Origin of the sequence: Ensifer sp. KUDG1 (genome assembly GCF_050434285.1) — a bacterium.
Taxonomy (GTDB): domain Bacteria; phylum Pseudomonadota; class Alphaproteobacteria; order Rhizobiales; family Rhizobiaceae; genus Ensifer.
This window is the reverse complement of record NZ_JBNDIG010000002.1, coordinates 997,190-1,018,937: the sequence shown is the minus strand read 5'-3', so window position 1 is coordinate 1,018,937 and position 21,748 is coordinate 997,190. Positions and strand designations below refer to the sequence as shown.

General features: G+C 63.7%; 15 protein-coding genes. 8 read left to right on the top strand and 7 right to left on the bottom strand.

Translation table 11 applies throughout. The features are described from left to right. Positions 1-37: 37 nt before the first annotated feature. A complete protein-coding gene (locus M2267_RS10480; protein WP_043620310.1) occupies positions 38-1,330 on the top strand; it encodes a hemolysin family protein in 1,293 nt (430 codons plus the stop codon). A gap of 165 nt (positions 1,331-1,495) precedes the next feature. On the opposite strand, the gene M2267_RS10475 is transcribed toward M2267_RS10480, so the two are convergent. Genes M2267_RS10475 through M2267_RS10455 form a run of 5 tightly spaced genes read right to left on the bottom strand, consistent with a single transcriptional unit; the run spans position 1,496 to position 6,950 of the window. Further along, the gene (locus tag M2267_RS10475; protein WP_429114467.1) at positions 1,496-2,707 is read right to left on the bottom strand and encodes a molybdopterin molybdotransferase MoeA; all 1,212 of its coding nucleotides are present in this window, start codon (positions 2,705-2,707) and stop codon (positions 1,496-1,498) included. A 4-nt stretch (positions 2,708-2,711) separates the two neighbouring features. Further along, positions 2,712-3,200, bottom strand: a complete 489-nt coding sequence (gene moaC / locus M2267_RS10470) for a cyclic pyranopterin monophosphate synthase MoaC (protein ID WP_192446098.1) — start codon at positions 3,198-3,200, stop codon at positions 2,712-2,714. Further along, the gene (trpC, locus tag M2267_RS10465) at positions 3,200-4,015 is read right to left on the bottom strand and encodes an indole-3-glycerol phosphate synthase TrpC (protein ID WP_402317190.1); all 816 of its coding nucleotides are present in this window, start codon (positions 4,013-4,015) and stop codon (positions 3,200-3,202) included. The genes moaC and trpC overlap by 1 nt, the downstream gene beginning before the upstream one ends. Before the next feature lie 14 nt (positions 4,016-4,029). Next, a complete protein-coding gene (trpD, locus tag M2267_RS10460; RefSeq protein WP_429114464.1) occupies positions 4,030-5,043 on the bottom strand; it encodes an anthranilate phosphoribosyltransferase in 1,014 nt (337 codons plus the stop codon). 17 nt (positions 5,044-5,060) lie between these two features. Continuing rightward, a complete protein-coding gene (locus tag M2267_RS10455; protein ID WP_429114461.1) occupies positions 5,061-6,950 on the bottom strand; it encodes a SurA N-terminal domain-containing protein in 1,890 nt (629 codons plus the stop codon). Between the two features lie 350 nt (positions 6,951-7,300). On the opposite strand from M2267_RS10455, the gene M2267_RS10450 reads away from it, so the two are divergent. Continuing rightward, on the top strand, positions 7,301-8,947 hold the full coding sequence (locus M2267_RS10450; RefSeq protein WP_043620323.1) for a Na/Pi cotransporter family protein: 1,647 nt from the start codon (positions 7,301-7,303) through the stop codon (positions 8,945-8,947). A gap of 13 nt (positions 8,948-8,960) precedes the next feature. On the opposite strand, the gene M2267_RS10445 is transcribed toward M2267_RS10450, so the two are convergent. Further along, positions 8,961-10,721, bottom strand: coding sequence for a hypothetical protein (locus M2267_RS10445; RefSeq protein WP_429114457.1), 1,761 nt, complete (start codon positions 10,719-10,721; stop codon positions 8,961-8,963). 243 nt (positions 10,722-10,964) lie between these two features. On the opposite strand from M2267_RS10445, the gene glmU reads away from it, so the two are divergent. The 4 genes from glmU (at position 10,965) to M2267_RS10425 (ending at position 15,596) form a co-directional block, all read left to right on the top strand. Continuing rightward, entirely contained in the window at positions 10,965-12,344 is a 1,380-nt protein-coding gene (gene glmU / locus M2267_RS10440; RefSeq protein ID WP_429114455.1) for a bifunctional UDP-N-acetylglucosamine diphosphorylase/glucosamine-1-phosphate N-acetyltransferase GlmU, read from the top strand. Positions 12,345-12,564: 220 nt separating this feature from the next. Beyond that, positions 12,565-14,391 (top strand): glutamine--fructose-6-phosphate transaminase (isomerizing), encoded by a 1,827-nt coding sequence (gene glmS, locus M2267_RS10435; protein WP_429114453.1) that lies wholly within the window; start codon positions 12,565-12,567, stop codon positions 14,389-14,391. Beyond that, on the top strand, positions 14,391-14,888 hold the full coding sequence (locus M2267_RS10430; protein ID WP_429114534.1) for a GNAT family N-acetyltransferase: 498 nt from the start codon (positions 14,391-14,393) through the stop codon (positions 14,886-14,888). The genes glmS and M2267_RS10430 overlap by 1 nt, the downstream gene beginning before the upstream one ends. 18 nt (positions 14,889-14,906) lie before the next feature. After that, entirely contained in the window at positions 14,907-15,596 is a 690-nt protein-coding gene (locus tag M2267_RS10425; RefSeq protein ID WP_429114452.1) for a DUF502 domain-containing protein, read from the top strand. A 44-nt stretch (positions 15,597-15,640) separates the two neighbouring features. Here the strand turns inward: M2267_RS10425 and recG are convergent, their stop codons facing one another. Continuing rightward, the gene (gene recG / locus M2267_RS10420; protein WP_429114449.1) at positions 15,641-17,746 is read right to left on the bottom strand and encodes an ATP-dependent DNA helicase RecG; all 2,106 of its coding nucleotides are present in this window, start codon (positions 17,744-17,746) and stop codon (positions 15,641-15,643) included. Between the two features lie 154 nt (positions 17,747-17,900). Between recG and M2267_RS10415 the strand changes: the two genes are divergently transcribed. Both M2267_RS10415 and mfd read left to right on the top strand, forming a co-directional pair. Next, a complete protein-coding gene (locus M2267_RS10415) occupies positions 17,901-18,206 on the top strand; it encodes a succinate dehydrogenase assembly factor 2 (RefSeq protein ID WP_043620340.1) in 306 nt (101 codons plus the stop codon). Positions 18,207-18,213: 7 nt separating this feature from the next. Further along, on the top strand, positions 18,214-21,717 hold the full coding sequence (gene mfd, locus M2267_RS10410; protein WP_429114532.1) for a transcription-repair coupling factor: 3,504 nt from the start codon (positions 18,214-18,216) through the stop codon (positions 21,715-21,717). The last annotated feature ends 31 nt before the right edge of the window (positions 21,718-21,748 follow it).

Below are 21,748 nucleotides of genomic sequence, written 5' to 3'. Positions count from 1 at the left end.
TTGCGGAGCGACTTTCGTCAACGGTGACCTGGAGACCATGTCCGAGTTTTTTGTCATTTTCGTCCTGCTTTTGATCAATGCATTTTTTGCTCTCTCGGAAATGGCAATCGTCTCGGCAAGCAAGCCCATGCTTCGCCAGATGGCAAAACAGGGAAATGCCCGCGCCGAGGTGGCGCTGCGCCTTGCTGAAGACCCCGGCAAGTTTCTTTCCACGGTTCAGGTCGGCATCACGCTCGTCGGCACCTTGGCCGGCGCCTACGGCGGCGCGACCATCGCTGCGAAGTTTGCGCCGCTGCTCGATGAGATCGCCTGGATCAATCCTTACGGCAACACGGTCGCCCTGGTGCTCGTCGTTACCCTCATCACCTTCCTGTCGGTGGTTATCGGCGAACTTATCCCGAAGCAGCTGGCGCTGAAAAATTCCGAGGCGCTAGCCATGTTCGTCGCGCGCCCGATGCACCTGTTGTCACGGATCGCAGCGCCGGTCGTCTACCTCTTCGAGACGGCGGCATCGCTCGCCATGCGTCTTCTCGGCATCCGTCCCGACGATCCGGATCATGTGACGGAAGAGGAAGTGCACGCGATCATGGCCGAAGGCGTCGAAAGCGGTGCCATCGAAAAGTCGGAGCATGAGATGCTTCGGCGAATCATCCGCCTCGGCGACCGCAACGTGAAGTCGATCATGACCCACCGCACCGAGGTGAGCTTCATCGACGTCAACGACAGCCTCGAAACGGTTGGCCGCAAGATCGATCAGTTCGGCCATTCCCGCTACCCGGTGGTTGACGGTCCAAGCGGCGACGTTCTCGGCGCGGTTCTGGCAAAGGAAATTCTAAACGCTCCCACCTCCGGGCCGTTCGATGTCCGCAGGTACATCAAGGAAATCCACACATTGCCGGAGACGGCGTCGTGCCTGAAGGCACTGGAAGCCTTCAAGTCGTCGAGCATCAACATGGCAATGATCGTCGACGAGTACGGAAGCACCGAGGGCATCATCACCATCGCCGATATTCTCGAAGCGATCGTTGGCGTGTTGCCGTCGAACTACGACGACATCGAGCATGCCCTGATCCGCCAGCGCGAAGACGGAAGCTACCTTGTCGACGGCCGCACGCCGATCGACGAAATCCACCTGACGATCGGCATCGAAGGCATCGACGCCGACGGTAATTTCGAGACCATTGCCGGCTTCCTCGTCCAGCAACTGCGCAAGACGCCGGAGGAGGGCGATGTCGCGATTGCCCATGGTTACCGCTTTGAAGTGGTCGACATGGACGCACGCCGCATCGACAAGATCCTGGTCAGCCGCTCGGACGAGACGGTCAATTGATTCGCACCCCGGCCTGATGCTGCAAAAGCGGTGACAGCGGCACGCTGACATGGCGGCGCTCTATGACGAAGCCACGTGATCATCGCCGAGATCGAACGGAAACAAAGGCCGGGTTCTACCCGGCCTTTTGCTTTTGCGCGCCTAGGTGGCTCGCGCCTGGTTTGTTCAGCGAAGCTTGAGGATGTCGCAGGGCGTGCCCGCGGGCGCCTCGCCCGCGTGCGGCGGTCGTACGATCAGGCAATCGGACTGCGCGAAAACCTTCATCATTGACGAGTCCTGCCGTGAGAAGGGATGGGCGAGCAATGCGCCGTCGCTGTCCCTCGTCAGGCGCGCGCGCACATAGTCCTGCCTGACATCGTTGCCCGGAAGCGGGCTTGCGAGCCGCGCGGTCGTCAATCGGTCGCGCGATGGCAAGCGGGCGAGCTTACGGGTCAGCGGCTCTAGGAAGAGCAGGGCACAGACGAGGCTGGAGACCGGATTGCCCGGCAGGCCGAGCACCGTGGCCTTTCCGAGCTGTCCCACCATGAGCGGCTTTCCCGGCCGCATGGCGATGCGCCAGAAGTCGAGCGTCATGCCGCAGGCAATCAGCGTCGACTGCACCAGGTCATGGTCGCCGACCGAAGCGCCGCCGAGCGTGACGATCACGTCGACATCGGCGGCCTGCGCGCGGCCGATCTCCGCACCGATCGCGTCCCGATCGTCGCGGACGATGCCGAGATCGATGACCTCAGCGCCGTTATCGCGGGCAATCGCCGCGACTCCGAAGCTGTTGGAGGCGATGATCTGATCGTTGCCCGGCTTGCTGCCCGGAGCCACCAGTTCGTCGCCCGTGGCGAGGATCGCGATCCGTGGGCGTTTGAAGACCGGCAGGCTCGCATGGTTCATCCCGGCAGCGAGCGTCAAGCGCCCGGCATCGAGCACGTCGCCCGCCGAAAGTCCCGCTTCGCCGGCGATAAAGTCCTGGCCTGCGGTTCGGATGTGTCGCCCCTTGCCGGGCACGAATGTGGTGCGGATTCGGTTGCCCGGCAACCGCTCGGTATCTTCCTGGATGATCACCGTATCGGCGCCCGATGGCACTGGCGCACCGGTGAAGATGCGCACGGCTTCGCCCGCTTTCATCTCGCCCTTGAAGCCGTGGCCTGCCGCCGATTGGCCGATGACGGTCAGTTCGGAGCCGATGGTCTCGATGTCCCGGTGGCGCACGGCGTAGCCGTCCATCGCCGAATTGTCGAAGGCCGGGTGGGTGACGCGCGCCGGAATATCTTGAGACAGCACGCGGGCAAGCGCGTCATGAAGGCTGACGAGTTCTGTCAATTGCGGTGGCATGGCGCCGTGGAGGATTCGCTCGAGCGCGTCTTCGACGGACAGCAACGCCATGGCCTCAGTTCCCTTCGCGTCGGTAGTCGCCAGATCGTCCGCCGGACTTGCTGACCAGCTGGATGCCGCCGATTTCCATCTCGCGATCCGCGGCTTTCGCCATGTCGTAGATGGTGAGGCAGGCGACGCTGACAGCCGTCAGCGCTTCCATTTCGACGCCGGTGCGTCCCGTCAGCTTGGCAAGCGCCTCGACCCGAAGGCCAGGGAGCGTCGGATCCGGCGTGATGTCGACGGTGACCTTGGTCAGCATCAGCGGATGGCAGAGCGGAATGAGGTTGGCGGTCTGCTTGGCGGCCATGATGCCCGCCAGCCGCGCCGTGCCGATGACGTCGCCCTTCTTGGCGTCGCCTTCGAGAATGAGAGTCAGCGTTTCCGCCTTCATCCGCACATGGCCCTCGGCGACGGCGATGCGCACCGTTTCGGTCTTGTCGCCGACATCCACCATGTTCGCTTCGCCGCTGCCACCGATATGCGTGAGCGTCGGCTTGCTCATCACTCGGCCGCCAGCGTGGTCGCAGCGCCCGTCAGAAGTGCGCGTGTTGCTGATTCGACGTCACTCTTGCGCATCAGGCTCTCGCCGACGAGGAAGGTCGTGATGCCGCTCTTTTCCAGCCGCTGGCAATCCGCATGCGTGAAGATGCCGCTTTCGCCGACGAGCAGACGGTCGGCAGGCACCATGCCCGCAAGCTGCTCGGAAACAGCGAGATCGACCTCGAAGGTCCTGAGGTTGCGGTTGTTGATGCCAACGAGCGGCGAGGCAAGCTTCAGCGCCCGTTCCATCTCCTCGGCATCATGCACTTCGATCAGCACGTCCATGCCGAGTTCGAAGGAAGCTTCTTCAAGGCGGCGGGCGTCGTCGTCGCTGAGCGAAGCCATGATCAGAAGGATGCAGTCGGCGCCCCAGGCGCGTGCCTCGAACACCTGGTAGGTGTCGAACATGAAGTCCTTGCGCAGCGCCGGCAGGGCGCAGGCCGCGCGCGCCGCTTCGAGAAAGGCAGGCGCGCCCTGAAAACTCGGGGCGTCCGTCAGCACCGACAGGCAGGCCGCGCCACCGGCCTCATAGGCCTTGGCGAGCGCAGGCGGATCGAAATCCGGGCGGATCAACCCCTTCGACGGGCTTGCCTTCTTGATTTCGGCGATCAGCCCAAACGTGCCGGCGGCCTTGCGCGCGGCGAGCGCCGCATGGAAGCCGCGCGGGGCGGACTGGTCAGCGATGCGCGCCTTGAGCTCGTCGAGCGCGACATGCGACTTGGCGGCCGCGATCTCGTCGCGCTTATAGGCTTCGATCTTGCGCAGGATATCCGTCATGTGCTGATCCTTCCTCAGGCCGCGTTCGAAACGCTGATCAGGCGCTGCAGCGCGGTCTTCGCGCCGCCGCTTGAAAGCGACTGGCGCGCGAGCGCCATGCCTTCGGTGAGGTCCTTTGCCCGTCCGGCTATCATCAGCGATGCGGCCGCATTGGCAAGGGAAATGTCCCGATAGGGGTTCTCGGCACCGTCGAGCACCGCCTGGAGCGCGACTGCATTGTGCGCACCGTCGCCGCCCTTGAGCGCATCGATCGTCACCGTCTGAAGCCCGAAATCCGCCGGCGTCAGCGTGAAGGTCGTAATCTTGCCGTCCTTGAGTTCGGCGACCTCGGTCGTGCCTGTCGTGGTGATCTCGTCGAGGCCGTCGCCGTGAACGACCCAGACGTTGTCCGAGCCGAGATCGCGCAGCACTTCGGCGAGCGGCTGCACCCACTGCGGCGCGTAGACGCCGACGAGCTGGCGCTTGACGCCTGCGGGGTTGGAGAGCGGACCGAGCAGGTTGAAGATCGTACGCGTTCCAAGCTCCACCCGCGTCGGGCCTACATGGCGCATGGCGGAATGGTGCTGCTGGGCGAACATGAAGCCGACACCGGCTTCGCGGATGCATTTCGAGATCGCTTCCGGACCGATGTCGAGCTTGACGCCGAGGCAGGAGAGCGCGTCGGCCGTGCCCGACTTCGAGCTCAGCGCGCGGTTGCCGTGCTTGGCGACCGGCACGCCCGCGCCGGCGACGATCAGCGAGGCAAGCGTCGAGATGTTGTAGGTGCCGGCGCCGTCGCCGCCGGTGCCAACGATATCGACTGCGTCCGCCGGGGCATCGACCGGCAGCATGCGGGCCCGCATCGCACCCACCGCGCCGACGATTTCATCGACGGTTTCGCCGCGCACCCGCAATGCCATCAGGAAGCCGCCGATCTGCGACGGCGTTGCGGCACCCGACATGATGATTTCGAAGGCGGCACGTGCGTCTTCGCGGTTCAGCGCCTCGCGGGCGGCGACCTTGGCGACGAATGGCTTCAGATCACTCATCGATGGTTTCCTTGGGCCTATCGTTGCGCAATGGCGGTTTCAGCGAGCGTCTGGTTGATCGAAACGCCGTAGGCGGCCTGCAGCGTGGCGACCATCTGGTCCAGGATGTCCTCGCCGCTGACGCGGGCGAGGGCCTCGATCTGGCGGCTGTCGTCCTGAAGCACGTCTGCCGGGCCGGCGGTGTCGACTGAGGTGACCTGCAGAAGGATCTGACCTTCGCCGCCGATGCCGGGAGCATTGGTGACAAAGCCGTTCGCGCCGGAGAAGGCGGCGGCGACGGCAGCCGGGCTGAGAGCGACGTCCGCGGTTGCGCGCGTCAGGCCTGCCTTGGTCTCGACGACGAGGCCGAGTTCGGTCGCGACGTCGGCGAGCTTTGCGCCCTGTTCGACGCGCTGCTTCAGTTCACCGGCCTTCTTGGCCAGGGCTGCACGCTGCTGCTCGGCCATCCAGTCGGCGCCGATTTCGTCGCGGGCTTCGTCCATCGTGCGATCGCGCGCCGGGATAACTTCATCGAGGTCGAACCAGACGTAACCTTCGCGGCCGACATTCACCGGCAGGGTTTCGGCGCCGACGTCGGCCTTGAAGACTTCCTGGAGAAGAGCTGCCTGTTCCGGCAGGCCGACGACGTCATCGCCGTTCTTGTCCTTGCCGGTCGCGTCCACCGCATCGACGGTTATGAACTTCAGCTTGAGCTGGTCGGCGACTTCCTTGATCGGCGCGCCGGAAGCGCGCTCGTCTTCGATCTTGTCATGCAGGCGCATGACTTCCTCGCCCGCCGTGGACAGGGCGATGTCCTTGCGCAGTTCTTCCTTCACTTCGTCGAGGCTGCGGACGGTTTCCGGGCGGATGTTCGTCACGCGCAGGATGACGGGACCGAAGGCACCGTCGACAACCGGGGTCACGCCGTCGGCCTGCAGCGCGAAAGCGGCTTCGCCGATCTTGGCGTCGGGAACGCGATCCTTGGTGAATTCGCCGAGAAGTACGTCGGCGGAGGACTTGCCTTCGGCCTTCACGAGATCGTCGAAGCTGGTGCCGGCAGCAAGCTTTGCCGACGATGCGTCTGCGGCTTCACGCGAGGTGAAGGAGAGCTGTTCGATGGTCCGCGCGGCAGCGCTGCGGAAGCTTTCCTTGCGGCGTTCGTATTCGGCGCGGATCTCGTCGTCGGTCACAACGGTCGGATCGGCGACGTCGGTCGGCTCGAGCTTCACGTAGGTGATCTTGCGATATTCCGGTGCACGGTAGTTTGCCTTGCGGCTGTCGTACCACGGAGAAAGCACATCGTCGCCGGGCACCTTGACGGGATCAATGTTGGCATTCGAGAGCAGCAGGTAATCGATCGTGCGCTTCTCGTGCCGGTAGGCGCCGATTGCGTCGGTGAGAACCTTCGGAGCGACATAGCCATCCGACAGCGCATCGACGATCTGCGAGCGGATCGCGGTCTGGCTCTGGCTGTTGATGTAATCCTGTTCGCGCAGGCCCGCATTGCGCAGCACGCTCGTGAACGTCATTCGGTCGAACTGGCCGTTGACGCTGTGGAATGCCGGATCGTCGGCGATCAGTTTTGCGAGCCGATCCTGCGACAGGCCGAGATTCATGTCGTTGGCGAGCTGGTCGAGAGCCGCGCCGGCGACGATCTGCGAGTAGACCCGCTGCTCGATGCCGAAAGCGCGCGCCTGCTGCGGCGTCAGCCGCGTGCCGAGCTGGCGGGAGGCTTGTGCCAGCATGGTCTCGTAGGCGAGCCGGAATTCCGGGGGCTTGACCTTGACGTCACCGACGACGACCACCGCGTCCGACTGGTTGGTCATCGTCAGCGACGAGCCGCCCCACACCATGAACGACAGAACGAGAACGATTAGCAGGCCTTTGACGACCCAGGTCTGGGCGGCGCTTCTCAGAAATTCGAGCATGGGGGCAGAAACCTCGTTGCAATGCGGTGGCCATCGGCCAAACGAAATCGTTCCTTAAAACAAACGAAACAGGAAATGAAGGGTTGTTTGCCGCAAATTGCGCGCGCTCACGGGATCGTTGATCCCGGTGGTGCACCTGTTTTTCCGGCGCATGCCGCGACACGATCATGGGAAGCGAAGATCCTGCGAAACGCGCGCGCCGCACGGGCCGGCGCGAACGCTGAAGTTGATGTCGGATTCATTAGCCGGCAACCGAAAAATATCTGTCACATTGGCTCGAACATGCCGCTGTTCTGTGGTTCTGTTGCAGGGGCGGAGCGATTCTTTGGAGCTTCCGCGGGAAAGATTCCATGCAGTCGACAATCGTGATGGTAAACCTGTTTGGAGCAGTGGCGCTGCTTCTCTTCGGCCTGTCCCTGGTCAAGGACGGGGTGACCCGTGCCTTCGGGGCGCGGTTGCGCGCCGGCCTCGCTCAGGGAACCGACGGCTCTCTCCGTTCCTTCGTGACCGGACTTGTCGCAACGCTTGCGCTGCAAAGTTCCACGGCGACGGCACTGATGACGGCATCCTTCGTGGAGAAGGGGCTTATCCGTTCGCGCATGGCGCAGATCGTCCTGCTCGGCGCCAATCTTGGCACCGCCATGACCGCCTGGATCGTGGCGACCGGCATCGAGTGGCTGTCGCCGCTCGTCATTCTCATCGGCGTGGTCTTGCACCGCGCCAGCCGGTCGAACGCCCGCCAGGGTCTGGGTGCTGCCTTCGTCGGCATCGGCCTCATGCTTCTGTCGCTACATCTCTTGGGCGCGGCGACGGAGCCGATGCGCGACAGTCCGGCCCTTGGGGCGTTCCTGTCGATGCTCGACAGCGCCTGGCCGGTGGCACTGCTCATTTCCGCGGGACTTGCCTTTGCGTCGTCGTCGAGCCTCGCTGTGGTGATGCTGGTGCTCTCGCTCTCGACGACAGGCATCCTCAGCGTTGGTCTGACCGTGGCGCTCGTGCTTGGCGCCAATCTTGGTGGCGCCGTTCCGCCCGTCATGGCGACGCTCGGTTCCGCGCCGTCGGCGCGCCGCGTCACTATCGCCAACCTCGTCGTTCGTGCCATTGGCTGCCTGATCGCGCTGCCGCTGACGGGCATGAGCGTGGAGTTTCTGCAGAGCCTGCCGCTGCCGCGCCAGAACCTGCCGGTCGACATTCACCTGGCCTTCAACCTTGCTGTCGCCATTCTTGCCTGGCCCTTCGCCGGATTGCTGTCGCAGCTGATGGCGCGGTTCATTCCGGACGGAGAAGCGGAGGAGACCGGTCCGCGCTATCTCGACGAGGGCACGCTGAATACGCCTGTCATGGCGCTTTCGGGCGCCACTCGCGAGGTCTTGCGTGTCGGCGATCTGGTCGAGGCGATGCTGATGCGCGCCGCGAACGCCTTCAACAACAACGATCTTTCGGACATCCGCGATATCGGCAAGTTCGAAAAACAGGTCGATCAGCTGCAGCAGGAGGTGAAGATCTTCCTGTCGCGATTGGGCCGCGATGGCCTCAGCGCCGACGACGGCCGCCGCTCGATCGTCATCATCGACTACGCCATCAATCTCGAACACATGGGCGACATCATCGAGAAGGGGCTGTGCGAGCAGATCGCGAAGAAGGTGAGCAACGGCCTGAAGTTCTCGGAGGAGGGCTATCAGGAGCTGAAGAGCCTCTTCAATCTGACCATCGACAATCTGCGTGTCGCGCAGACCATATTCGTCACCCGCAACGCCGATCTCGCCAAGCAGCTCATCGAGGTGAAGGTCAACGTGCGCCACATGGAAAAACGCTCCGCCGAGCGCCATATCGAGCGGTTACGCGACGGGCTGGTCCAGAGCCTGCAGACGAGCTCCCTGCACCTCGACATGCTCAGGGATCTGAAGCGCGTCAACGCGCATATCGCTTCCGTCGCCTATCCAATCCTTGAGGAAAACGGGCTGCTCAGCGAGAGCCGCTTGCGGCCGGGCGCTTAGTCATCGGCGTCCGTCAGCCGCCGACGTTGGCCGCAGGCTTCAGGCCGTTGCGGACAAAGGCGTCGTAGCAGCGTGTCAGCGTGATCCGGCTGTGCCCCGTCTCGAGGCTCAGCAGATAGAGCGACAGCAGCGTCTGGTTGACGTTGGTCACCGGGCAGGTCGGTACCAGCGCGATGTCGACAGCAGCGATGGCAGCGCGAACATCTTCATCCGGCGGCGGAATGGCGCGGAAGGGATCTGCGCCGATCGCGACATGCAGTGGCGCACTGCGGTCCATCAGCCACGGAAAGGGATTGGTGAAGTCGACGTTGAAGATCGTTTCGAAGCGCACGCGGTTTGAATCTTCGTAGGCCCTGAGCGCGTCGACCGCGTCGTCGACATTCATCAGCCATCCCGCCTGAAAATCGAAATCGCTATAGAGCAGGAACGACGGCAACTCGCCGGCCTTGGCGAAGGCGTCGAAAGCGGAGCGCTCGGTCGCGTAGATGGTGCGCAGGCGCTCGGCGCGCAGTGCCAGGATGGGCCGCACATTGACGGCGCCCAAGGTTTTGAGGTTGCGGCTTTCCAGCGGCACGTTGTTGACGGCCCCGATCCAGGCGCGCGCGCTCTTTTGCGCAACGGCCGTGACCGGCGGCAAGGCTGCCGCGAGCGCGAGAACAGCGACGGCGATTGCGGCGGGCCTTGTTTTGGCGGTCGCGACCTCGTCAATCGCGAGCTTGAGGAGCAGCGGCAACAGGAAAATGAACGCCTGGCTGCCGGTGTTCTGGCTCTCAAAGACGATGCCGGCAACAACGAAGGCAGTCAGCCAGAAAAACGGCTGGTCGAACGTCCTGCCAATCGCCGCCATTGACGGGCTTTTTCCAAGTTGGCGCAGCGACTGGGTGAAGGACGAAAGGTGGCTTCCGAAAAGCACCATGCAAAGCAGTCCGACCGGGATCAAAAGGCCGGCATTGAGGGAGGCGGCCTGCAGCAGGCGCGGCAGCAAGCTGCCGTCATTGACGGAAAGCAGCGCCAGGATATCGGCAAGATAGGCGGAGACGCCGCCGAAGGCGACTTCGACGATGGCGAGGACAGCAAAGACCACAAGCCCGGCTGCAATAGCCGAGCGGAACGGCAGGCGTCCTGCAGCAAAGGCCATGAGGCACATGAGCGTGCCGGCAACCGCGCCGGTGATCTTGACGAAGAAGAGTGCCGCCATGGCACCGGCGACCGTTGCGACGAGCAGCCGGCGATCGCGCACATGGACGAGTGCGGCTGCAAGCACATAGAGAAGCTGGCAGACCTGGCGGTTGTAGATGCCGAAACCGTCGGAGCCGGGGTAGGGGTAGAAGTCGCCGGTGTTGAACGGCAGCACCGAAAACACCAGGAACGGCAGCAGGATCGCATAGGCGAGTGCCGTTGAACGCTTCTGGACATCGACGACCACCAGCGCGATCAGCGGTCCTGTGGCGAGAAGCAGGCACCAGCTTGCCAGGAGCAGCGGCTGGCCGTGCGGAAAGATGCCCTGCAGGCCGGTGAAGAGATAGTAGCCGAGGGCGCCGACGGGGGTGAAGAAATCGACCGACGGGATCTGGCCGTCGCGGATGCGGTTGGCAGCATCGAGATAGAGATAGTGGTCCCAGAACATCGGGCCGATCGGCTGCGGGATCGTGAAGCTCAACAGAACCGCGAGTACGCCAAGCACAAGGGCCAGCAGCAGAAGCGGAGATCGGGCGAGAAGAACAACCGCGCCGGTAGGCTTTGCCGGTGTGTCGATGTCAGTGCGGCTGTGCATTGCGGCTTGATCCCCCGAAGGAGCGATGCACCCGCACGGTTTTGCTGACACAGGCTCCGCGCCTTCTTATGCCATCATCCGGTTTTAAGCGGGTTAATGCGACGTGATTGTGAGAATTATGCTTCTCGCAATATGTTGCTGCTAGCACCGCGCCGAATCGAACGGCGATTTTGTACTTGAGCCGATTCCGATCTAAGGAATTGTGCAGAGGGCGTGAGCCTGGAAAAGACCAAGGAGAGATATATGGAACGGACGTGCCTGGCCATCGTTTTGGCTGCGGGTGAAAGCACGCGGATGAAATCGTCCATGTCGAAGGTGCTGCATCCGGTGGCCGGCCGGCCGATGATCGCCCACGTCGTCGAGGCGCTCGCAAGTGCTTCCATCTCCGATATCGCTCTCGTTGTCGGCCGCGACGCCGACGCGGTCTCGGCCGCCGCCGACATCGGCGGCGTGTCGGTTTCCTCCTATCTGCAGAAGGAACGGCTCGGCACCGGTCACGCGGTGCTTGCGGCCCGCGACGCCATCGCAAAGGGTTACGACGACATTCTCGTCGTCTTCGGCGATACACCGCTGATCAAGCCGGAGCCGCTTAGGGCCGCCCGCGAGGGGCTGGCGGCCGGCAATGAGGTGGTGGTGATCGGCTTTGAGGCGGCAGACCCGTCGGGCTACGGCCGCCTGATCGTTAAGGACGGCGCGCTGCTTGCCATTCGCGAGCACAAGGACGCAACGGAAGAAGAGCGCCGCATCACCTATTGCAACGGCGGCCTGATGGCGATCGACGGTCGCAAGGCGCTCGACCTTCTCGGCCGCATCGGCAACGCCAACGTCAAGGGCGAATACTACCTGACCGACCTCGTCGAGATCGTTCGCGAGATCGGCGGGCAGGCGATTGCCGTCGAGGCCCCCGAAGAGGAGCTGACCGGCTGCAACACCCGCGCCGAACTCGCCTTCATCGAGCGTCTGTGGCAGCAGCGCCGTCGTCACGAGCTGATGCTGTCGGGCGTATCGATGATCGCGCCGGAAACCGTATTTCTCGCCTGGGATACCGTGCTGGAGCAGGATGTCCTGGTCGAGCCGAATGTCGTCTTCGGTCCGGGCGTGCGCGTCGAAAGCGGCGCGATCATTCACGCCTTTTCGCATGTCGAGGGTGCGACGGTGCGCTCCGGTGCGACGGTCGGCCCTTATGCACGCCTGCGCCCGGGTGCCGATCTCGGTGAAAAGTCCAAGGTCGGCAATTTCTGCGAGGTCAAGAAGGCGGAGATCGGCGCCGGCGCCAAGGTCAATCACCTGACCTATATCGGCGATGCCTTCGTCGGCGCAGGCACCAACATCGGCGCCGGTACGATCACCTGCAATTACGATGGTGTGAACAAGCACGAAACGCGGATCGGGGAAAATGCCTTTATTGGCTCGAATTCGTCGCTTGTGGCGCCCGTGTCGATCGGTGACGGTGCTCTGGTCGCGTCCGGCAGCGTGATCACCGAGGACGTGCCGGCCGACGCCGTCGCTTTCGGCCGCGCGCGCCAGGAAATCAAGCCCGGCCGGGCACGGCTGCTGCGCGAGCGCTACCAGGCGGTGAAGGCGGCCAAGAAGGCGGCTAAGCCTATGATGCCCGCGCGCTGACGCGTGCGGGCGCCGAGCACTTCGGATTGTCGCACGCCCCTTGGATCGGGTTGGATTCGCGGGAACATGCGGCGGCGTTAAACATTGAAATCGAAAGTGAAATCGGGGCGGATTGCCTCGATCCGCAAATGCTTTACCAAGGCAGCGCGCCGGGCGGCATTTTTCGCCCTCGTTGAACAGGGGCGCCGATCACGGCGCGGGGACGAATTCGGAGACGACTATGTGCGGTATTGTAGGCATCGTTGGCAACCAGCCGGTATCGGAACGACTGGTCGATGCGCTGAAGCGCTTGGAGTACCGCGGCTATGATTCCGCCGGTGTCGCTACCGTCATTGGCGGCAAGCTGGAGCGCCGGCGCGCCGAAGGCAAGCTCGTCAATCTGGAGATCAGGCTGCGCGAAGAGCCGCTTGCTGGCACGATCGGCATTGCCCACACCCGCTGGGCAACCCATGGCGCGCCGACCGAGCGGAACGCCCATCCGCACTTCACCGACGGCGTCGCCGTCGTGCACAACGGCATTATCGAAAACTTTGCCGCGCTGAAGGACGAGCTGATCGCCGGCGGCGCCAAGTTCGAGACGGACACCGACACCGAGGTCGTCGCGCATCTGCTCTCCAAGTTCCGGCGCGACGGACTTGGCCGGCGCGAGGCCATGCACGCGATGCTGAAGCGCGTCACCGGCGCCTATGCGCTGGCGGTGCTGTTCCAGGACGACCCTTCGACGATCATGGCGGCGCGCAACGGCCCGCCGCTTGCGATCGGTCACGGTCGCGGCGAGATGTTCCTCGGCTCCGACGCGATCGCGCTTGCGCCCTTTACCAACGAGATCACCTATCTGATCGATGGCGACTGGGCCGTAATCGGCGCGAATGGCGTGCATATCTTCGATCTCGACGGCAACGTCGTCGACCGGCCGAAGCAGCTCTCGACAGCAGCCGCCTACATGATCGACAAGGGCAACCACCGGCACTTCATGGAGAAGGAGATCTATGAGCAGCCGGAGGTGATCGCGCACGCGCTCAGCCACTACATCGACTTTGCCGGCAACCGCATCAAGGCGCTGCCGGGCACGATCGATTTCGCCAAGGTTCCGAGCCTTGCGATTTCCGCCTGCGGCACTGCCTATCTCGCCGGTCTCGTCGGCAAGTACTGGTTCGAGCGTTACGCCCGCTTGCCGGTGGAAATCGACGTTGCGTCCGAGTTCCGCTACCGCGAGATCCCGCTGTCTTCTGATGCGGCCGCGCTGTTCATCTCGCAATCCGGCGAAACCGCCGATACGCTGGCGTCGCTGCGCTACTGCAAGGAGCTCGGCCTGAAGATTGGCGCCGTGGTCAACACGCGCGAATCAACGATCGCGCGTGAATCCGACGCGGTCTTCCCGATCCTTGCCGGCCCCGAAATCGGCGTCGCCTCGACCAAGGCCTTCACCTGCCAGCTCGCCGTGCTGGCTTCGCTCGCGATCGGCGCCGGTCGCGCCCGCGGCACGGTGAGTGCCGAGGAAGAGCAGGTCCTGGTTCGTTTTCTCGCCGAAATGCCGCGCATCATGGGCCAGGTGCTGAACGCCGTTCAGCCGAAGATCGAGCTTCTGTCGCGCGAGCTGTCGAAGTGCCGCGATGTGCTCTACCTCGGCCGTGGCACCAGCTTCCCGCTGGCGATGGAAGGGGCACTTAAGCTCAAGGAGATCTCCTATATCCATGCGGAAGGTTATGCCGCCGGCGAACTGAAGCATGGACCGATCGCGCTGATCGACGAGAATATGCCGGTCATCGTCATTGCCCCGCACGACCGCTTCTACGAAAAGACCGTTTCCAACATGCAGGAAGTGGCGGCCCGCGGCGGCCGGATCATTCTCATCACCGACGAGAAGGGCGCTGCCGCTTCCAAGCTCGAGACCATGGCGACGATCGTGCTGCCTGATGTCGACGAGGTCATCGCGCCGATGATCTTCTCGCTGCCGATCCAGCTGCTTGCCTATCACACCGCGGTGTTCATGGGCACCGACGTCGACCAGCCCCGTAACCTCGCCAAATCGGTGACCGTCGAATGATCTATGTCCGGCATGAGCGCCCGGGAGATGAGAAGGCGATCCGCGACGTCACCGCGGCCGCCTTCGAAGGGCATCCGCACAGCGACCAGAGCGAGCCCCTCATTATCGAGCGGCTGCGTGAGGCCGGCGCGCTGACCGTCTCGCTTGTCGCCGAGATGAACGAGGAAATCGTCGGGCACATCGCCTTTTCGCCGGTAACGTTCGACCCGGCGGAAAGCGGCTGGTTCGGGCTCGGTCCGGTCTCGGTCAAGCCGGACGTTCAGGCCCAGGGCATCGGCAGGCAACTGATCCTCGAGGGCCTCGAATGGCTGCGGGCGGAAGGCGCCTCGGGCTGCGTCGTCGTCGGCGATCCGGCCCTCTATCAAAAGTTCGGCTTCCGCAACGAATCGGCTCTTGTATTCCCCGGTTGTGCGCCGCAATATTTCATGGCGCTGGCTCTTTCCGGCGCGATGGCGGCCGGCACGGTCGCCTATCATCCGGCCTTCGGCGTCGAGTGAGGTTGAGACGGAAGAAGCATGACGGAACATTCCAAACGCGGCTATATCGCGACGCGGCTGCGCAATTACTTTCTGACCGGCTTGATCATCTGTGCGCCGGTGGCGATCACCGTCTGGCTCGTGCGCACCTTCATCGATTGGGCCGACGGCTGGGTTAAGCCCTATCTGCCGAACTTCTACAATCCGGATACCTATTCGCCCGTTGCCATTCCCGGCTTCGGCCTGCTCGTCGCCATTTTCGTGATCACCTTCGTCGGCTTCATGACCGCAAACCTCGTCGGTCGGTCGATCGTCAATCTCGCCGAGTCGCTCGTCAATCGCACCCCGCTGGTCCGCACGATCTACAAGTCCACCAAGCAGATCTTCCAGACGGTGCTGCAGGAGCAGTCCTCCTCCTTCAAGAAGGCCGGGCTGATCGAGTATCCGAGCCCGGGCATCTGGTCGCTGGTGTTCATCGCAACGGATGTGAAAGGCGAGATCGCCTCGAAATTCAAGGAACGCGGCATGGACATGGTGGCCGTCTTCCTGCCGCCGACCCCGATCCCGACGGCGGGTTTCCTGCTGTTCATCCCGCGCGACAAGATCATCCCGCTCGACATGAGCGCGGAGGACGCGGCCAAGCTCCTGATCTCGGGTGGCCTCGTGACCCCCGACCAGAAGCCGCTCGCCAACGCCCCCTTGAAAATCACCCAGCAAGAGACTGTCTAAGGCCTAGTGCGCCGTGCGTTCCAATGAACGCACAAAGGGACGCTTTAGCCGGCGCGCAGGAAGCGGATGGCCTCGTCGCGGCGATAGAGATAGAGCAGCGTGCGGAGCGCTTCGCCGCGCTCCGAGGTGAGGTCCGGGTCGCGCTCGATCACGTAGGCGGCGTCCTTGCGCGCGATTTCGAGCAGATCGCCGTGGGCTTCGAGGCTGGCGATGCGGAAACCGGGCGTGCCTGACTGGCGGGTTCCGAGCAACTCGCCTTCACCGCGCAGCTTCAGGTCCTCCTCGGCGATGAGGAAGCCGTCCTCGCTGTCGCGCAGGATCGAGAGCCGGGCACGGCCGGTTTCGCCGAGCGGCCCCTTGTAGAGCAGGATGCAAGTGGATGCCTCGTCGCCACGGCCGACGCGGCCGCGCAGCTGGTGAAGCTGGGCAAGGCCGAAGCGTTCGGCATGTTCGATCACCATGATCGTCGCGTCCGGCACGTCGACGCCGACTTCGACGACGGTGGTCGCAACCAGCAGGCGGATCTCGCCGTTCTTGAAGGCGAGCATGACGGCGTCCTTTTCCGCGCCGTTCATGCGGCCGTGCACCAGGCCGACATTGTTGCCGAAGCGCTTGGCAAGGCTCTCGTATCGTTCTTCTGCCGACATCACGTCGACGGCTTCGGACTCTTCCACGAGTGGGCAGATCCAGTAGGCCTTCTTGCCCTCGCGTAATGCGGCGTCGAGCCGATCGACGATGTCGTCCACGCGTTCCGTTGGGATCGTCACGGTCTGGATCGGCTTTCGTCCGGCGGGCTTTTCGGTGAGCTTAGACACATCCATGTCGCCGAACGCGGCAAGCACGAGGGTGCGCGGGATCGGTGTCGCGGTCATGACGAGCATATGCGGCGAGATGCCCTTGGCGGTCAGTCGCAGGCGCTGGTGAACGCCGAAGCGATGCTGTTCGTCGACGACGGCAAGCGTCAGCTCCTTATAGCTCACCGTATCCTGGAAAAGCGCGTGCGTGCCGATCACCATCCGGGTCTCACCGGAGGCGATCCGTTCGACAATGGCGTCGCGTTCCTTGCCCTTTGTGCGGCCGGTCAAAACGTCGATGGCGATGCCGGCAGGGGCGGCCATTCTGGCAAGCGTCGCATGGTGCTGGCGTGCGAGGATTTCCGTCGGCGCCATCAGCACTGCCTGTCCGCCGGATTCGACGGCTGCCAGCATGGCCATCAGCGCCACCATCGTCTTGCCGGAGCCGACATCGCCCTGCAGCAGCCGGAGCATGCGGTCAGTCCCGGCCATGTCCTTCAGGATGTCGGCGATTGCCGTCGACTGGCTGTTCGTCAAGGAAAAGGGAAGGGCGTCGATGACCGGACGGGAGAGCACGCCGGTCGCGTGAACCGGTACTCCCGCGACCTTGCGCAGGCGCTGGCGAACGAGAGCCAGGGACAATTGCCCGGCGAGAAACTCGTCATAGGCAAGGCGGCGGCGGGCGGGGGCCTGCGGATCGAGGTCGGTCGCGTCGCGCGGATCGTGCAGCGCGCGAAAACTCTCGGCCGCCGTGCCGAAGCCCTGCTTCGTCAGCAGCGCATCGTCCATCCATTCCGGCATTTCCGGGACGCGGGCGACGGCTGCCTCGATCGACTTACGCAATATCCGTGGTGAAAGTCCTGCCGTCAGCCCGTAGACCGGCTCGACCAGCGGCAGGTTTTCCGCCTCGCTGGCCCGAACCGCATAATCCGGGTGCACCATGGACGGGCGGCCGTTGAACCAATCGACCTTGCCGCTGACGATGACCGTCTCGTCGACCGGCAGCGATTTTTCCAACCAGTTGCCCTTGACGCGGAAATAGGTGAGCGCCAGTTCCCCGGTCTCGTCATGCAGGAACACGCGATAGGGAAGGTTGGGCTTGCCGCGCGGCGGCGGCTGGTGGCGATCGACCCGACCGGTGATAGTGACGATCACTCCTTGCGGCGCGTGGGCGATGCCCGGCTGCTGGCGCCGGTCGATCAGCGAATGCGGCGCGTGAAAAACGAGGTCGACCACCCGGCAGTCCTCGATCGTCTCGCGACCGAGCAAACGGGCATAGAGTTCGCCGATCTTCGGGCCGATGCCTGGAAGCGTGTCGAGCGGAGAGAAGAGCGGATCGAGCAGGGTGGGGCGCATGGCGATGAAATTGCGACGATAATTCGGGCTTTGGCAAGGCTGACAATCGGCTATTCAGAGTTTATAGAGCCGTTGACGACAAACCGTACCCCAAAGCCTTGCGCGTTCGTCCGAGTGTGCGGGCGTCATCGCGGGCGGCAGGAAGGAATTTCCCATGACCGGAATCTCTCGCACCAGCGCCGATCTCGATCCGCGTCGACGGCGGATCCTGTTTCGCGCCTGGCATCGCGGCATTCGCGAGATGGATCTGATCCTCGGGCAGTTTGCCGAGGCCGAGCTCTCGACGCTTTCTGAAGCACAGCTCGACGAACTCGAGACGATCATGGGCGAGGAAGACAACGATCTCGTCAAGTGGATCATCGGCGAACAGCCGGTGCCGGCTCGCTATCAGACGCAGATGTTTCAGCGCATCGCTGCCTATCGTCCGGATTTCGACAAGCTTCCCGAAGAGATGAAATAGACCGATGATGCTGGCTGGCCTTGATCCGAAGAAGATTGTCGAAGCACAGCGAGAGATCACGATCGGGCCGGTCCCTTCCGGTGCCGAGGCGCTGATCCTTGCCGAGTTGGCCCGTGCCGGCCAGCCGGTCGCCTACATTCTTTCGGACGGCCAGCGGATCGCCGATCTGGAACAAGTCCTCTCATTCGTCGCGCCCGACATTCCGGTGCTGACGCTTCCCGGTTGGGACTGCCTTCCCTATGACCGTGTCTCGCCGAGCGCCGACACCTCGGCACGGCGGCTGGCGGCGCTGAGCGCCTTGATTGCGCACAAGAAGAAGCCGCATGCGGCGATCGTGCTGGTGACGGTCAACGCGGCCCTCCAGAAGATCTCGCCGCAGGACGTGATCCAGAGCCTGGCGTTCTCGGCTCGTCCGGGCAATCAGGTGCGCATGGACGACATCGCGCTGCGGCTGGAGCGCAACGGCTTCGAGCGCGTCGCGACCGTGCGTGAGGTTGGAGAATACGCGGTGCGCGGCGGCATCCTCGACGTCTTCGTGCCCGGAAGCGGCGAGCCGCTGCGCCTCGATTTCTTCGGCGATACGCTCGAAACCATCCGCTCCTTCGATCCGGCAAGCCAGCGCACCACCGGTCAGGTCCGCTCCCTCGATCTCAATCCTATGAGCGAGGTGTCGCTGACGCCCGAAACGATCAGCCACTTCCGCAAGCACTACCTATCGCTGTTCGGCGCGACGACCCGCGACGACGCGCTTTACCAGGCTGTCTCCGAAGGCCGGCGTTACGCCGGCATGGAGCATTGGCTGCCGCTGTTTTATGACGGGCTGGAGACGATCTTCGACTATCTCGACGGCTTCCGTATCGTCACCGATCATCTGGCGCGCGAGGCCGCGGCCGAGCGCTCGAAGCTCATTCTCGACTATTACGACGCCCGACTGGCCTCGGCGTCTCCGGGCAAGGCGCAGGCCACCCAGGGCACGCCCTACAAGCCCGTTCCGCCGGAACTGCTTTATCTGAGCGCGCAAGGCTTCAACGCCGGCCTGAGCTCACGCGATGCCATTCGCCTCTCGCCCTTCAACGAGCACGAGGGCGAGGCCCGCCAGGTGATCTCGGTCGATGCGCGCCAAGGCATGCGCTGGGCGAAGTCGGCGGGCGAGGGCGAAGCCGAAAGCGAACGCGTCAACGTCTTCGATCAGGCGGTCAAATACATCGCCGAGCGGCGCTCGAAGGGCGCCAAGGTGGTGATATCAGGCTGGAGCGAAGGCTCGCTCGACCGCCTGCTCCAGGTGCTTGCCGAACACGGTCTCGGCAACGTCAAGCCGATCAAGGCGCTCGCCGAGGTCAAGTCGCTGAAGCCGGGCGAGGCGGCCGCGACGGTGCTCAGCATCGAGTCCGGATTCGAGACGGGTGATCTCGTCATCATCGGCGAACAGGACATTCTCGGCGACCGCATGGTCCGCCGCTCCAAGCGGCGCAAGCGCGGCGCAGACTTCATCGCCGAGGTAGCCGGCCTCGACGAGGGCAGCTATGTCGTGCACGCCGAACACGGTATCGGCCGTTTCGTCGGCCTGCGCACCATCGAGGCGGTCGGCGCGCCCCATGATTGCCTCGAACTCGTCTATGCCGACGATGCCAAGCTGTTCCTGCCGGTCGAAAACATCGAGCTTCTGTCGCGCTACGGCTCGGAGGGTACCGATGCGATCCTCGACAAGCTCGGCGGCGTTGCCTGGCAGGCGCGCAAGGCCAAGCTCAAGAAGCGGCTGCTCGATATGGCCGGCGGCCTCATTCGCATCGCCGCCGAACGCCATACGCGCCGCGCGCCGGTGCTGGCCGCGCAGGACGGCGTCTATGACGAGTTTGCCGCCCGCTTCCCCTATGACGAAACCGAAGACCAGCTGAACTCGATCGAGGCGGTGCGCGAAGACCTCGGCAGCGGCCGTCCGATGGACCGGCTGGTCTGCGGCGACGTCGGCTTCGGCAAGACGGAAGTGGCACTTCGTGCCGCCTTCATCGCCGCCATGAACGGCGTGCAGGTCGCGGTCGTCGTGCCGACGACGCTGCTTGCCCGCCAGCACTTCAAGACCTTCTCCGAGCGCTTCCGCGGCCTGCCGATCCGCATCCAACAGGCATCCCGTCTCGTCGGGTCCAAGGAACTGGCGCTGACGAAGAAGGAAGTGGCCGATGGCAAGACCGATGTCGTCGTCGGCACCCACGCGCTGCTCGGCACGTCGGTCAACTTTGCCAATCTCGGCCTCTTGATCATCGACGAAGAGCAGCACTTCGGCGTGAAGCACAAGGAGCGGCTGAAGGAACTGAAGTCGGACGTGCACGTCTTGACGCTTTCGGCAACGCCGATCCCGCGCACGCTGCAACTGGCGCTGACGGGTGTCCGCGAACTGTCTTTGATCACGACGCCGCCGGTCGACCGTATGGCGGTGCGTACCTTCATCTCGCCCTTCGACGCGCTGGTGATCCGCGAAACGCTGATGCGCGAGCATTATCGCGGTGGCCAGAGCTTCTATGTCTGCCCGCGCCTGAGCGATCTGTCGGAAATCCATGATTTCCTGAAGTCCGACGTTCCGGAGCTGAAGGTGGCGGTTGCCCACGGCCAGATGCCGGCGACCGAGCTCGAAGACATCATGAACGCCTTCTATGACGGGCGTTACGATGTGCTTCTGTCAACGACGATCGTCGAATCCGGTCTCGACGTGCCGACGGCCAACACGCTGATCGTACACCGCGCCGACATGTTCGGTCTTGCCCAGCTCTACCAGCTTCGCGGCCGCGTCGGTCGCTCGAAGGTGCGCGCCTTCGCGCTGTTCACGCTGCCGGTCAACAAGACGCTGACGGGCATGGCAGAGCGCCGGCTGAAGGTGTTGCAATCGCTGGATACGCTTGGCGCCGGCTTCCAGCTGGCGAGCCACGACCTCGATATCCGCGGCGCCGGAAACCTGCTGGGCGAAGAACAGTCGGGCCATATCAAGGAAGTCGGCTTCGAACTTTACCAGCAGATGCTCGAGGAAGCGGTCGCCGAACTCAAGGGTGAGGAAGAGATCCACGACACCGGCTGGTCGCCGCAGATTTCGGTCGGAACGCCGGTCATGATCCCGGAACACTACGTGCCGGACCTGCATCTGAGGCTTGGTCTCTATCGCCGCCTCGGCGAACTGACGGACCTTAAGGAGATCGACGGCTTCGGCGCCGAGATGATCGACCGCTTCGGCCCGCTGCCGATCGAGGTCCAGCACCTCTTGAAGATCGTCTACATCAAGTCGCTCTGCCGCACGGCAAATGTCGAAAAGCTCGATGCCGGGCCGAAGGGCGTCGTCGTGCAGTTCCGCAACAAGGAATTCCCGAACCCGGCGGCACTCGTCGGCTACATCGCCAAGCAGGGCACGCTTTCGAAGATCCGGCCCGACCAGAGCATCTTCTTCCAGCGCGAACTGGCAACACCGGAAAAGCGCCTGTCGGGTGCAGCAATGGTGATGACTCAGCTCGCCGGCCTGGCGAAGTAACAAAAAACCGTACTGCCGCGCAGTGCGGCAG